This window comes from Plesiomonas sp., assembly GCF_051652165.1.
Taxonomy (GTDB): domain Bacteria; phylum Pseudomonadota; class Gammaproteobacteria; order Enterobacterales; family CAMTGL01; genus Plesiomonas.
In genome coordinates, this window is record NZ_JBOFTR010000002.1 from 75,140 (window position 1) to 89,333 (window position 14,194).

Consider the following 14,194-nt stretch of genomic DNA (forward strand, 5'->3'; position numbering starts at 1 on the left):
AATATTTTAAAGTTAATAATGGCTTAACGGCGATCATCATCTAAACGGCGGCGCGTTACCCAACGCAGGGTATTCCAAAGCGCAATCGCGACAAGGACAACTGAAAGAGCGGCAACCAGCGCCAAGACAACAGGGTAGTGTGATAGGTGATACCACAACAACATCCACCACGGTAGTTGGCCGACATAGTACATCTCACCGACTCTATCACTGTGCAATTGGCCATCTCGGAATACCACAACAGAGCCATTCATGGCCGCCACTTTGCCCGAATTATTTAAACTTTGGGTGATCAGATTAAAGTTAGCTGAATCTGAGGCCATCATCGCAACAACGCTGCGCTGTGAGCCATACGGCGATTCAAAACCAATCATAGCTGCAATATCACCCTCAGATTGAGTATCAACACGGCTGGCCGCTTGCACACTTGGGTTAGGTGCTTGTGATGGCGTAAGTTGCAGATCGTTAACTTGGCGCATTGGCTGACTGATCCATGCACGGGTCTGTTGGATTAATCCACTGTGATCTTTACTCAGCAATAGCTCATCAGAAGGGAGTTGGCCTATTAGCAACAGATCTTTATCTGCAGTTTTGGCGTGTTTCCAATCGTCTGTCAGGCTAACATTGATTACCGGATAGCCAGTTGATGCCCCCATTCGCCCCATCAAACTAAACAGTAAATCAAGCTCTGCACTGCTGGGTTTGGTTGGCATTAAAACGAGTGTCTGAGATAAATCGGCTAAACGAGTAAACGGAAAGCCAACATTGGCAAAGGCGCGCAGATCGGGCATCGCGATATAGTGATAATAGCCACTAAAATCGATAGTTGAGCTAGGTTCAATCGCAGCTTGTACATTTGGTGTCATGTTAGTGACACACATCCCCTTCGGCCCTCCATTTGCGTATGAGCCAAATGAGAAATCAAAGCGTAACTGGTTACGAGCACCAATTTTCAGCGCAGGGATCATCACATTATTGTTATTTGTGAACATATCGGTCAATACCGGCAGACGCACCCGCTCAGTGCTTCCGCCTTGGCCAGAATCGCGCAACAAAAATGCTTGCACAAACTGATCATTAATACTCACATTCAGCCGTGAACTGTCATTCGTGACAGGGGGGGTGTAACGGTATTGCAAATTAAGTGGAATACCAGGGCTACGCCATGTGAACAGATCGGGCGGCACATTCATGTTTAAGGTGATTGGGCTTGGTGTCAGACCTGACACTTGTAGCTGTTGTGGGTACTCCATTAAGTCACTAAATGGAATAGGGCGATCAGTCCTAATCCAATTTGGAGCATCGTAGGGTTTACGTTTGACCAATAAATCAACCTGTTTAATGGTGGTTGATTGCCCACGCAACAGTGTATTTCCTAGTGCAATACCTTGGCTGGCAGTCAGTAAATCTTCATCATTACGGCCTAAAATGAGCAAAAGTTTCACATAGGGGTTATTGGGGTGGCTGATCATCTCAACGGTGGGTGCATTGACCAACGGATAGTCTTTTAAAAAGTCAGGTCGGTTGCTGTTGGTAGCAAACACAATCGCGTTATGTTCAGGTAACTGATTAAATAACACGGGAAACTGTTGCCCACGCCAAGCTGCTTGAATACCAAACCAAGAGGCAAGTGTTGCCGCTGCTTTTTGGGTGGTCAGAGACGGTGTCTGCTGAAAGACAAACGGTAAGTTGAGTGTGTTGATATCTTGTGGATCAAAAAATGGCTCAGGGAACATGGCCAAATTATTGTCTAAAGCCAGTGATTGTACGGTTAAATCTAAGGTACTTTTACGGCTAAGATCCGTCCACAATGCATTGCTCATGGGGTCTTCACAACCCGCTTCATAGTGGCCGATTAACTCAAAATGTAGGGTGTTAAAATTTTTAATAAATTTAGGATCAAGCGCAATAGTTTGATTGATCTCTTTTCCCATCTGATTTTGAGTTATTGGAATAACCTGCATCAGCTCATCATTCATATACACTTTAATCTGTGATAATACCGGGATCATGGCCGGAGAGGGCGTAAAGATTAAGTGTAAATTGGCATTGGTGATAACCTGATCACCCCGAACACCAAAATCGAGTTTGATGCTTTTTAGGGCGTTTCGCAGTTCAAGTACACCCGCAGGCAGCAGTTGATTAAATGTAAACTGCTCATTTTTAACCGGAGGTGCATCTGCCGTGGGTGCTGCAAGTGCCGTTGTTGAGACTGCTGGTGTTGTTAGGAGTGGCGCAGTACTCGTTTGTGCTTCAGCAGGGATTGTCGACAGTGGCATTGTTGTTTGCATTGGCACTGATTGATTTGCCGTTGCTTGATTGGCCGAGGTTGTGTCAGCGTATGCCAATACCGGAGTGACCCCGATCAGGGAGAGCGCGATCAGCATGATTTTTTTTGAAAGTTCAGTCATGATTTAGCTTCTTGCTTCGAGTTAACAGGGTCCGCAACTGGGCTCATTGTCGGTGTATGAGGCATAAATGTTCCAATCCATTCGGTTATCCATACCAAGGCATTGATCAGCCAGCGAATAGAGGCGGGGGCTTGTTTAGCCATTTGCTTATATCCACGCAGGCCGACTTCAAAAATAGCGCGAATACTGCGCATTGGCTGATCAAGTTGATAGCTCTCTTGCCACATAGCCCATGTGTCAGCTCTGGCAAAAGTACACTGTACAAACTGGATATGAGACTGCAAATCCATATGCTCAAGTTGTACACCTAAAAAAGTATTACGCTGATTACAGACACGAGCTTTAAACAAAAACTCTTGCGTACCCCGTTTGAGCATTAACTGTACGATTTCACCGGCATCAAATTTCTGAACTTGTGGCATTTCAATACCTACACCGCCATCAGAGTAGTCAACCATCGTACAAGGGTAGGCATGGCCATTGTTACGATAAATTACGGCCGGTAAGGTAATTTGCACGCGGTGAGTGCGTCGAACCTGTTTAACTTCAGAAGCCACAGCCACTGCGCCACCGAGCAGTAGCAGGTTGTAAAATGTCCACAATAAGCTGACAAATACAGTGACGATCTCATCACTTGGCCCCCAAATAAAGCGGTAAATAGCAAAACCAACACCGAGCAGGTTGATCATTGCGAGCACCAAAAAAGGGCGTGAAATATCCCAGTCAAAATATTGATGGTCGATTAACCCCCCTTTTGCAGTGACATTAAACTTCCCTTTGTGCGGGTTAATCAATGCTATCGTCGTTGGGCGGGCGATATACCAAGAGAGTACGGTTTCGTAGATCTCACTCCAAAAAGAGTAGCGGTATTTTCCCTGAATGCGTGAGTTCGTTAAGCTGGCGTGTACCATGTGTGGCACAACATAGAGCAAGATCATCACCGCAGGTGCATAGATGATATAAGCGTGGAAAATCAAAAAAGCCAAAGGGGCAGTTAAATACACTAAACGGGGAATACCCGATAAAAAGTGCAGCATGGCGTTGCTATAACAGATACGTTGTGCCCACGATAAGCCCTTTCCAAACAATGGGTTATCAAGGCGAAATATCTGCACCATACCGCGAGCCCAGCGAATACGTTGCCCAACGTGTGCTGAAAGGCTTTCAGTCGCCAGCCCTGCTGCTTGTGGAATACGGATATAGGCAGATCGGTAGCCGTGGCGGTGCAGCCGTAGTGAAGTATGAGCATCTTCAGTCACGGTTTCTACTGCAAACCCTCCAATCTCCTCCAGCGCCGAGCGGCGGATCACTGCGCACGAGCCGCAGAAAAAGGTGGCATCCCACGTGTCATTACCGTCTTGCACCAAACCGTAAAACAGGGTGTTTTCATTCGGTGTTTTGCGAAAGTTCCCTAAGTTACGCTCAAACGGGTCGGGTGAAAAAAAGTGGTGCGGTGTCTGCATAACACCGAGTTTGTCATCTTTAACAAACCAGCCAAGTGTCATTTGTAAAAATGAGCGAGTAGGAATATGGTCACAGTCAAAAATGGCGATAAATTCACCTTGGGTGATCTTCATCGCCGCATTGAGATTCCCTGCTTTTGCGTGAGCGTTGTTATCTCGAATCAGATAGTGCACACCTACTTCTGTGGCAAAGTCAGCTAAATAGCTGCGTTTCCCATCATCTAAAATGTAGATATTGAGCTTCTCTTGTGGCCAATCTAAGCCCAATGCTGCATACACCGTTGGGCGAATAACTGACAGATCTTCATTATAGGTTGGGATATAAATATCAACCGAAGGCCACGTATCCATATTAGTCGGTAATGGGTAGGGTTTGCGTTGCAATGGCCAGATAGTCTGGAAGTAACCGAGCATCAACACCAGCCATGAATAGGTTTCCGCGGCCAATAGACCTAGGCCAAAAAAGAGATCAACGCTGTTATCCCAATTTAACGTTGCGGTATAGCGCCACCATAAATAACGGCAAGAGATAACAACAGAGAGCACGATCATCATCATGCTGGAAAAACGGCCTGGAATATTGCGAATGAGCAGCGCCATCACCCATAAAATGATCACAAACGTTAATTGCGCTACCAACCCAAAAGGCTCGGTAATACAGAGTACAGCCAGTAATAGCGCAATAATCAGATAACCCCAACGTAGTGCAGCAATAAGCCAGTTATTGGTCTGATACCATGGGCCTTTTTCGCTCAGTGAGCGTAATAATGGGACACTGTAATATTGAAATGTGCTGATTTTATGGTATAGCCGCTGCTTAAATGCCAAAAGATGACCGAACAAGGCAGCAGATAAGTGGCTGATTTTTTGCGCAATATTAGGTTTATAACTGTATGCACCACGCAGCAATAACCAGAGTGTTTGTATTAGTAAGCGAAGTGGATCAGCGAACTGCCGTTTCGGTTGGCGCAATAATGGGTAGAGCGTCTGTTTATTTTGGCTTAACCATTGGCAAGCAGGAGATTCAAACCGTATAAGAACCCACATCAGTAACCATAGCACCACACCGCACAATGCAAGTGGGCTACGCCAATTGCGATGGTAACGCTGATAGCGAGCTTGAATACTTGCTGTAAATTCAGGGGTAAATATTCCACGCAATACCGAGTCAAACATCATGGCTGCTCCAGCAGGGCTTTACACCAGATAGCCAGTGATAAAAAGTCTTGCATAGCCAGTGAGCCTGGTGCTGAATGGTTGATGAGCTGCTTTTTTGCCAGAGCCTCACGCAGGGCTTCATCTTGATGAATAGCACTTGGGATCAACCACTGACCGAGTGTGGTGTGCCACAATTGCCAAATATCACGCGATAACTGAGTGGCAGTATGGTAGCGGTTTACAAGCCAATAACGTTGCCGAGTTTCGAGTGAGCTCTCATATTGATGAGCGGGTTCTTTGGCGTTATCAGACTTATGATCTTGTGTATCATCTTGAACCACAGGGTTTGTGGTGGATGCATGTTTCTGAGCGGGTAATCGGTTTTGCATCAGAGCATGGCAGGCCGGATCGGCTTCTGTCACCTGTAACCAAATATCTGCAACTTGCTCTGCTTGTTGGCTCAGAAAGTGTGGATATAACGGTGTGTCTAGAATAACCCAGCTATTACGGGGTAACGCTAAACTTGCCAGTGCGTCTGTTAGCCAATTGGCAGAGAACGAATTGAGTGCTTGAACGTTGTCGATAAGACCAAAAGGCAATAACTGAATACCCGCTTGTTCAGTCGTAAACGCAGCATGATGCCAAGGTTTGCCTTGAGTTAAGGCACTTGCCCATCCTGTTGGCTCATTAAAGGGCAACCCAATATGTTGACTGAGCAGGTTGTTTGGGCTCAAATCCCACAATAAAACCGGAAAATGTAAGCTCTGAAGTGCAGCTGCCAGCCCTGCGGCAACGGTAGTTGTACCGCACCCTCCGCGGATCCCTTGAATGGCTATCACTGGCATAGCGTATATCCTTTGTGTTCAGTTGACGGTGCAAGTACGGGTATTATGCGTTGCTTTCTTCGGTGCTTGATGGCGATATGATGGCGTTATCAATAGACTCGGCAAGTAGCGGCCAACGTTGTGTAATCTGTTTTATCGCCTGAATATCTTTTACTTCAAGATACTGCATTTGATTCATACTGTAGCAGTGGATCAGATTAGCCACATCATCGCCGACGACATATTGTTTTGTTATTTTCGTCATGGTTCACCCCTCAAATGCTTACGGATTTCCTGTTAACTCAACACCCAACGGCCGCATATGAATGGGAAAAGCGTATGAAATGCTGTTATTAAAAACGTCATTATATTTACAGATTATACACAATCTAAGGTGAATATAGGCTTTAATGGTACTATGAATCGGATTGTTTTGTCGGTGTGTTATGTTGATATACAACATAGTGTTAGCGAAAAAATACAAAATAACCATGATATTTTATTATTATTGATATGAGAGTAAAACGCACAGTTATATTTTATTTATTAAACTGCATTTTTGTTACAAATGGTTGTTTAATAAGCTTGTCTTGTAGATAGGCCATATGCATTGAGAACAAAAGAGAATGAATGAGATGTTCCAATTAGCCATTGATGGCTTACCTATGAGTTTTACAGAGTTGCGTGAAGGTGGCGTTTACTGGGTAACGGCAGATCATCCACCGATTGCCGAGCGGTTAATTATCACGTTTTTAGAGCGTGTTGAACCGAGTACCCGTTACTACTTCTCTACCGCATTACCTCTGGAGGAGTCATATCAGGCGGTTTTAAAAAATGACCAACTGGTCGGGGATATTTTCCAGCTTGCACAAGATAATCAGGGGAAATGGCTTCAATGTCTACCAGATGAAATGCGTTGGTTTGGAATCAAACGGGTAGATATTATTATTGTTCAGTATCAAGCTGCGACGCTTGAAAACACTGAGATAGCACAATTACAAAAAGATATTCAAACGCTCTCTCGTTGGGCAGAAGACAACCAATTAACCCTATTAGTTGTGGGGGTTGGAGCCAATGTGCAACAACAACGCCAAGGGTTAAATCAGTGTAATCCGTGGTTAGCTGGCTGCGTGCACTTACGTCGTCAAGCGGAGTTGATTGAGTACGATTTGGCCTACTGGCGTAATGCTAAAGGTGTGTCTGCAGGGATTAGTGTAAAACTCTCTGTACAACAAGAGAGGCTGGCCTTACATACAGCTGAAAATGATCTGGTACTCGGCTCATTAGCCGATGAAGATCAAATTTTAGCCATACAAAGTGTATTGGCAGGTACAGTTGCTCCCTCTCGCCACTGGAAACTGTTTGTTGATAAGCCTGCATTATTAGCCGCTGCGCGTCAGGCAGTGAATGCTACGGTCATTTTTGCGATCACTGAAACAGCACAAACCGACAGTTTAGCGCGTGATATTTATCAGCTACGCAGTGAGCGTGGTGCACGATTAAAAATTGTCGTACGTGAAACAGCCAACTGTTTGCGTAACCTTGATGACAGCCTCTTTTTGTCAGCGGGGGCAAATATGGTTATGCCTTTTTCTTGTCATGTATCACGCTTTATTGGTCTGCTACAAATGGTGCAAGGGGTGATTTTTCCAAATATGCTCCGCCCAAGCATTGACAGTTTATTGGCATCATCACAACCTTTACAATTGAAAGGTTATATTCCTGCCCGTGATTTTTACCCACTTTTACAAGATGAAATTGATCGTAGCTTAACGGCAGAAACGCGCGGATTACTGATTATTTTGCGCCCCGTGTCTAGTCTTGGTTTAGTCGACATACTTGCACAGTGTGAAATGCGTCGCCAAGGGGATGTCATTACAGTGGCTGATGACCAAATTTATATTTTCTTTTTTGCATGTCGGCCAAATGATGCTGATCGTGCGTTGCAAAATACCTTTCATCTTCCGATCAGCACGCTGTTTACCGAGTCACAGGTGATTAATGGGCAAGATGCCCTGCAAACGGAGTTAAAACGTCTATCATGGTTGCCAGAGCCGAAAGATTATACCAATGAATTGTTAGCACAATTAGGGGTGCGAGATACACAGATCCAAGAGCAACAAAAATTGGATATCGTTGAATTAGAACGTCGTCGCTCAGGTGTAACCCCTGCTATTTTACCATTGAGAGCGTAAGTATGGATTTACAATCTTTTGGACAAGTTGTACTACTTACCGCCATTATTGCCGGTTTAATTGGATTTTATATTCGCCCACTTTTTGTATGGGGTAAAAAGATCATACGGCATACGCTCATTCGCCCGCGTTACCAAAAACGTATTATGATTGCGTCACGGGGTAAAATAGAACATATGGCTGAATTTTCACAAAAGAAAGAGACACAGAACAAAACAACAGAAAAACCAGACACGGCACTGTAATTATCACTGCTAATCAGCACCGTACTCTACACCCATACCATAACAATACTGCGATAACTCACAGAGTAACAGACCGATCATGACCAATAGAATGCACAATAAGGGATTAGTATGAATGACGTAACGCTATCACCGTTACCAACAGCTTTACGCCACTGGCGTGGATTAGGTCTGTGGAATTTCTACTTTATCACCAAATTTGCACTGTTTGGATTTGGGTTGATTAATTTTCACCCTTTGTACAATCTCGCCCTTGCTGCGTTTTTGCTCTTTCCATTGCCTCCTGTTTGGCTACACCGATTGCGGCACATATTGGCAATACCGGCCGGTATTGCCTTGTATTATTATGACTCATGGTTACCGCCTTTTAGCCGCTTAATCGCGCAATCATCGGCGGTAGAGTCATTTTCTTCCGATTACCTGTTTGAGTTGGCAGGACGGTTTATTAATTGGAACTGGTTAGCCATTGGCTTAGTACTTTTGCTCAGTTATCTATTTTTGAGCCAGTTTGTCCGTTTTTCTGCCCTGATTTTTGCTTATTTACTGTATATTGCAGTAAGCCCTTACTTACCTGTATTTATTCGTCATACGGTGGAAACGGTTGCCGATGATCGCACCGTCCCACAAACGGCGTTGCGCTCGTCAGCAACAGTAGGCTCGTCAGCAACAGTAGATAGTGGTAATACAGATGTTGGTGCAGATAATGTACCTGCCCAATCGAGTGGGACACCTGATGATCAGGTATTAAACAACGCACTGGCTGCCTTTTATCAGCAACAGAGCCAGCAGGCGACGACTTTCTCGCCGATCCCCGCGAACAGTGCCCCGTTTGATGTGTTAATCCTCAATATCTGCTCATTAAGTTGGTCAGATATGGATATGGTCGGATTACGTGATCACCCACTGTGGAACTCATTGGATGTGGTGTTTGATGCTTTTAACTCAGCATCAACCTACAGTGGCCCAGCGATGATCCGATTACTGCGCGCAAGCTGTGGGCAAGAGTCAAATGCAGGCCTATTTAAACCGGCTGATTCGCGCTGTTATCTATTTGAAAACCTAAAAAAAGTGGGTTTTAACGAGTCATGGGCAATGAACCACGATGGCCATTTTGGTGATTTTGCACAAGAAGCCCGTACGCTGGGGAATTTACAAACTACACCAATGCCATTTACTGGTTTAACACCGGCAATGACATCATTTGATGGTTCACCTATCTACCGTGATATTTCGGTGCTAGATACGTGGTGGAAAAATCGCCTTAAATCAAATTCTGCACGTGAAGCACTCTACTACAATACCATTAGCTTGCACGATGGTAACCGAGTCATCAACGCACAAACAGGCAAAACAGCCCGCGCAGATTACAAACAGAGCTTACGAACACTGTTTGATGATCTCAATACCTTCTTGCAGCAGCTTGAGAAATCAGGCCGACCTGTCATGGTCGTTATCGTGCCAGAGCATGGCGCGGCGCTAAAAGGGGATATGATGCAAATTTCAGGTATGCGTGAAATTCCAAGCCCTTCGATTGCAAATGTACCTGTAGGGATAAAATTTATTAATGCTAAATCGGTCTTAGCAGAACATCCACTGCATGTTACTAAGCCAAGTAGTTATTTGGCAATTTCGCAATTGGTTGCCGATATGGTCAGCAGTGAAGCCTATTCACAAAATAATGTGGATTTAGCCGCGATGATCAAAGCACTGCCAGAAACAACCCCAATGGTTGCGGCTAATGAAGGCAGTGTCATGATGCGTTATAACAACAAAGAGTACTTGAGTTTAGATATGAAGAGTTGGCTGCCGTATCCTACAGCACCATAACTTAAGTGATAGCCACCCTATCGCTATTTGTAAGATAGCTATTACGAAATAGCTATTATGAGAGATAGGTTGCTCGTGTAGTTGTCACAGTCATAATAATGGTTATAAACCGCGATGGTTATTGTATGCCACCGCGGTTTATTTTTTCATTTAATGCATGTTGAACTCAGCACATTTATACCGCTTTTAAGCAGTAACAGACTGCGCGTTTTATCGGTTATTCATCGACGATAGGGTTACTTTTTGAGGCGTGCATATTCGCCCCATCATGGGGTTTCATCAGCATAAAGATCACACTGGATAATAAAGTGATCCCCGCTACGGTTAAAAATGTGTGATGAAAGGCCTGAGTCAGCAAAAAACCATGATCTTTATACAAGCTCAAAATGGAAGCACTGCCTGCAATGCCAAAACTTATCGCCAGTTGTTGTGCCACGCTTAATACTGCATTACCGCCGCTGGCATTATGTTCTGACAACCCACTCAGTGCGAGAGTGTTCATTGAGGTCAACTGTATCGACATCAACATACCAAACAGTAATAACAGGGGGATCAGAACCCAAATAGGGTATGACGCGCGATAAAACCCAATGCCTGCAATACAGATAGCGATCAGCAGTGTTGTGAGCAGTAACGTAGTACGGTAACTGAGCCGCTGTAAGAGTTGGGTAATAAAGGGCTTCGATAAAATGGCAGCAATAGCAATCGGAGCCATCATCCAGCCAGACACTTCAGCACTGTAGCCTAAACCGACTTGTAACATCAGTGGCAACAAAAAGGGGATCCCACCCGTGCCAAGGCGTGAAAACATATTGCCTGCAATGCCAATACTAAAGGTACGAATACGAAACAATTTTAGATCAATTAACGGATTACGATGATGAGTGGCATGCCAGCCATAACTGAGTAACAGTAAGATACCGCCACCAAGGGTTGCATACGCAATACTGCGCTCAAGTGAGTGCTCACCAAACAGTTCCATTCCCAGTGTGACCAGTACAAGCCCTAACCCAAACAAAAGAAATCCACGCCAATCTAAGGGGTGTGTTGGCATGCGGATATCGGGCATGCAACGTTTTGCATACCATAAGCCAAGTAGACCAATAGGCAGGTTAATGAGAAAAATCCAATGCCATGACGTATAGGTAACAAGCCATCCACCCAGCAGAGGGCCAAGTACCGGGCCGACTAACCCTGGCATAGTGACAAAATTAAGTACGGGCAGCAGTTGTTCGCGTGGATACGCTCGGATCAGTGCTAATCGAGCAACGGGCATCATCATTGCGCCACCCACACCTTGTAAGATGCGTGAACCAATGAGCATGCTCAAGTTTACAGAAACGGCACAGCTCAGTGAGCCAAGAATAAACAGCGAAACAGCAGCCAGAAAGACCCGTTTTGTCCCAAAACGATCGGCCATCCAACCACTTATTGGGATCAGTAGAGCGACAGTTAAGGTATAACTGATAATAGCCGATTGCATGGCAATCGGTGAGCGTTGCAGACTAGCAGCCATCGCGGGCAGCGCGGTATTTAAGATGGTGGCATCTAATGTCTGCATGAAAAGTGCCATGGCGGCAATCCATGGCAGACCAGCCATACTTCGTGGCGGTGTCATGCAGTAAACCTCAGTTGTTACAGGTATCTATCTGGTTAAAACCTAACGGAAGCCCTGATTTTACCTTAAACAGGGCTTCTCGGCAGCCTTTTGCCGCTAAGGTGAAGAGGAATTAACGAAACAAAATGTCAGCCCAGCGGGTGAGGCCTGCGGTTACTGAGCCAAAATCGTTGCCACCAACTAGCGGAATGCCGGGTAATTGTTGTTGCAATACATGGCGTAATAAGGGGGATCGAGCACTGCCGCCGGTGATATAAATAATATCTGGTTGACGATGGCTAGACGCTAAGGCTTCGAAAACCAGTGCCTGAATTTTTTGTAATGGTTGTTCGATAGCCTGTGCCAGTGCCGCTTCAGTAATCTGATGCTGTAACTCTGTGCTGATAAAGCCCAGATCAACGGTGGTTTGGGTTTGCTGGGAAAGCGCAATTTTACTCTCCTCTGCTGTACGGACTAAACGATAACCTAGCCGCTGGCGATACACTTTGACGAGGCGAGAAAAAGTGATGGGATCTGCGGCATCACGCAACAAAGCTTGTAACACTTTACTGTTGGCGCTGCCGTAAAAATCAGCTTGAGCAGGCACATTATTAATGGCGATGGCATTCCAGTATGGTAGCGTCGGTAACGCAGTGCCTTTTTCAGTCGAACCGCCCATGCCCAGTAACGGCATCAGTTGATGAAAGGTCAGTGCAATATCCAGATCATTACCCCCAACTCTGCATCCACTGTGCCCTAGCAAACTATGTTGACGATCAGCTTGCGCATGCCATTGTGGGCCCATAAGTAGCAGTGAGCAGTCTGTTGTTCCACCGCCAATATCGACCACTAAAACCACCTGTTCTTTTTGCAAAGTGGCTTCAAAATCTAGCCCTGCGGCAACCGGTTCAAATTGAAATTCAATATCTTGAAATCCGGCACGCTGCGCCGCACGCAGTAAGATCCCCTGTGCTTGCCGATTCGCCTCTTCACCGCCTGTACCTTGAAAGTTAATTGGACGACCAATCACAGTCTGACGAATGCTTTGGTTGAGCTGCTGCTCTGCTTGCTGTTTGATGTGATACATCATGCTGCATACCAGATCTTCAAATAGCGCAATCTGTTGGTTTTTTAACCCGTTTGCGCCAAGAAATGATTTAGGTGATTTAACAAAATAGACATCATCAGGCTCAAGAATATAGTGTTGCAGTGCGTGCAAACCAAAGCGCAGGCAGTCGGCACTAACGTGAATATCTTCATCGCGATTGGTGTTAATGGCTGTACGCAGCAGTTGTTGGCTGGCTTTATCGGGTGTTGGCCGTTGCCAATATTTATGCAAGTACTCACTGACTGATTCGCGGGTGGGTGCACAGATCATTGATGGAAGGTAAGGCGAATGTTGCTCTAGAGGGAGCAGTTGTGGCTGACCGTCTACCATATGGCCGACAGAGCAGTTGGCCGTGCCGTAATCAAATCCAATATGCATTCTGTAAAATCCCCGTGAGTACGTGGCAAAAGTGGGTGACTTTACCGCAGCAAATTCATTTCGCCAAGCCAATCAATACACGGTAATGCGTTAAGGTATCTCATCGGTTATCAGATAGCCTAACCCCCACTTTTATCCGCGCACAGCGGATAAAAGTGGGCAGTAAAAAGCTTAATAGGGATCGTTAATCAACGCCTCTACTGCGGCAGCAGCAGCAACAGGATCTGAGCGTAAAATCGCATCAATAATGGCTTGATGGCACTCTAAGCGCACAACAGAGTCACGCGTAACGGTACGAAAATAGACCTGAAATACCGCTTTAAACAGATTACCAAATGGAGTAAGGAACGGATTACCGCTTGAGAAATAGATCATTTGATGAAACTGAGTGTCAACTTCAATCCATCGCTCTTTATCAAACTGTTCGTCTAGGGCACGCATCTCACCCATCAGTAAAGAGAGCTGATGCCGATCTTCAGAGGATGCATGCAGTGCTGCCATAGATGCTGCTTTAGGTTCAAGCATTTCACGCATGACATGAAATTCTGCAACCAGTTTTTGTTTGTCATCTTGCTCTGCCCACCAAGTGAGTAAGTCTTGATCAAGAAAATTCCAATTTCGGCGTGGCATCACACGAGTACCAATACGTGGACGTGGCAATAACATCCCTTTGGCAGCAAGCATTTTTACTGCTTCTCGTACGGCAGTGCGGCTAACGCCGTACATTTCGCCTAGCTCCATTTCACCGGGTAGAATTGAGCCCGGCTCGATTTGGCTGTTTAACATCTGGCGACCAATACTTTCAGCTAATTGATACGACAGATTACGCTGGGCTGCTTTTTGATGGTGGTGGTGATTCATGTGTCCTCCCAACCGAATACGGTGGTGTCATGGTGCAATTATTATGTTGTTATAGGTTTTGCTGTTGTGTTGCAATGCGCGTATCGACCCATGATGTGGCACACTTTTTTGCAGTTTACGTTTTTGC

General features: G+C 45.4%; 10 protein-coding genes. 3 read left to right on the forward strand and 7 right to left on the reverse strand.

Annotated elements, in window-relative coordinates:
• Positions 1-23: 23 nt before the first annotated feature.
• Genes bcsB through bcsR form a run of 4 tightly spaced genes read right to left on the reverse strand, consistent with a single transcriptional unit; the run spans position 24 to position 6,121 of the window.
• On the reverse strand, positions 24-2,411 hold the full coding sequence (bcsB, locus tag ACRC53_RS00710) for a cellulose biosynthesis cyclic di-GMP-binding regulatory protein BcsB (protein WP_438641669.1): 2,388 nt from the start codon (positions 2,409-2,411) through the stop codon (positions 24-26).
• The gene (gene bcsA / locus ACRC53_RS00715; protein ID WP_438641777.1) at positions 2,408-5,050 is read right to left on the reverse strand and encodes a UDP-forming cellulose synthase catalytic subunit; all 2,643 of its coding nucleotides are present in this window, start codon (positions 5,048-5,050) and stop codon (positions 2,408-2,410) included. The genes bcsB and bcsA overlap by 4 nt, the downstream gene beginning before the upstream one ends.
• The gene (gene bcsQ / locus ACRC53_RS00720; protein ID WP_438641670.1) at positions 5,050-5,877 is read right to left on the reverse strand and encodes a cellulose biosynthesis protein BcsQ; all 828 of its coding nucleotides are present in this window, start codon (positions 5,875-5,877) and stop codon (positions 5,050-5,052) included. Before bcsQ ends, bcsA begins: the two co-directional genes overlap by 1 nt.
• Before the next feature lie 43 nt (positions 5,878-5,920).
• The gene (bcsR, locus tag ACRC53_RS00725) at positions 5,921-6,121 is read right to left on the reverse strand and encodes a BcsR/BcsP family cellulose biosynthesis protein (RefSeq protein ID WP_438641671.1); all 201 of its coding nucleotides are present in this window, start codon (positions 6,119-6,121) and stop codon (positions 5,921-5,923) included.
• 361 nt (positions 6,122-6,482) lie between these two features.
• Here bcsR and bcsE point away from each other — a divergent pair, with 361 nt between their 5' ends.
• The 3 genes from bcsE (at position 6,483) to bcsG (ending at position 10,123) form a co-directional block, all read left to right on the forward strand.
• Complete coding sequence (bcsE, locus tag ACRC53_RS00730) at positions 6,483-8,051, forward strand: cellulose biosynthesis protein BcsE (protein ID WP_438641672.1); 1,569 nt, start codon at positions 6,483-6,485, stop codon at positions 8,049-8,051.
• Between the two features lie 2 nt (positions 8,052-8,053).
• Positions 8,054-8,296, forward strand: coding sequence for a hypothetical protein (locus ACRC53_RS00735; protein ID WP_438641673.1), 243 nt, complete (start codon positions 8,054-8,056; stop codon positions 8,294-8,296).
• 111 nt (positions 8,297-8,407) lie between these two features.
• Entirely contained in the window at positions 8,408-10,123 is a 1,716-nt protein-coding gene (gene bcsG, locus ACRC53_RS00740; protein WP_438641674.1) for a cellulose biosynthesis protein BcsG, read from the forward strand.
• A gap of 217 nt (positions 10,124-10,340) precedes the next feature.
• Here the strand turns inward: bcsG and ACRC53_RS00745 are convergent, their stop codons facing one another.
• The 3 genes from ACRC53_RS00745 to ACRC53_RS00755 all read right to left on the reverse strand — a co-directional run bounded on the left by ACRC53_RS00745 (position 10,341) and on the right by ACRC53_RS00755 (position 14,067).
• The gene (locus tag ACRC53_RS00745) at positions 10,341-11,741 is read right to left on the reverse strand and encodes a DHA2 family efflux MFS transporter permease subunit (protein WP_438641675.1); all 1,401 of its coding nucleotides are present in this window, start codon (positions 11,739-11,741) and stop codon (positions 10,341-10,343) included.
• A gap of 112 nt (positions 11,742-11,853) precedes the next feature.
• Positions 11,854-13,206: a molecular chaperone gene (gene yegD, locus ACRC53_RS00750; protein ID WP_438641676.1), complete on the reverse strand. Its 1,353-nt coding sequence runs from the start codon at positions 13,204-13,206 to the stop codon at positions 11,854-11,856.
• 171 nt (positions 13,207-13,377) lie between these two features.
• Entirely contained in the window at positions 13,378-14,067 is a 690-nt protein-coding gene (locus tag ACRC53_RS00755) for a FadR/GntR family transcriptional regulator (RefSeq protein ID WP_438641677.1), read from the reverse strand.
• Between the last annotated feature and the right edge of the window lie 127 nt (positions 14,068-14,194).

Excerpts from the sequence above, each read along its gene's own strand:
- bcsB (WP_438641669.1), bottom strand. The coding sequence starts at position 2,411 with ATGACTGAACTTTCAAAAAAAATCATGCTGATCGCGCTCTCCCTGATC.
- bcsA (WP_438641777.1), bottom strand. The coding sequence starts at position 5,050 with ATGTTTGACTCGGTATTGCGTGGAATATTTACCCCTGAATTTACAGCA.
- bcsQ (WP_438641670.1), bottom strand. The coding sequence starts at position 5,877 with ATGCCAGTGATAGCCATTCAAGGGATCCGCGGAGGGTGCGGTACAACT.
- bcsR (WP_438641671.1), bottom strand. The coding sequence starts at position 6,121 with ATGACGAAAATAACAAAACAATATGTCGTCGGCGATGATGTGGCTAAT.
- bcsE (WP_438641672.1), top strand. The coding sequence starts at position 6,483 with ATGAATGAGATGTTCCAATTAGCCATTGATGGCTTACCTATGAGTTTT.
- ACRC53_RS00735 (WP_438641673.1), top strand. The coding sequence starts at position 8,054 with ATGGATTTACAATCTTTTGGACAAGTTGTACTACTTACCGCCATTATT.
- bcsG (WP_438641674.1), top strand. The coding sequence starts at position 8,408 with ATGAATGACGTAACGCTATCACCGTTACCAACAGCTTTACGCCACTGG.
- ACRC53_RS00745 (WP_438641675.1), bottom strand. The coding sequence starts at position 11,741 with ATGACACCGCCACGAAGTATGGCTGGTCTGCCATGGATTGCCGCCATG.
- yegD (WP_438641676.1), bottom strand. The coding sequence starts at position 13,206 with ATGCATATTGGATTTGATTACGGCACGGCCAACTGCTCTGTCGGCCAT.
- ACRC53_RS00755 (WP_438641677.1), bottom strand. The coding sequence starts at position 14,067 with ATGAATCACCACCACCATCAAAAAGCAGCCCAGCGTAATCTGTCGTAT.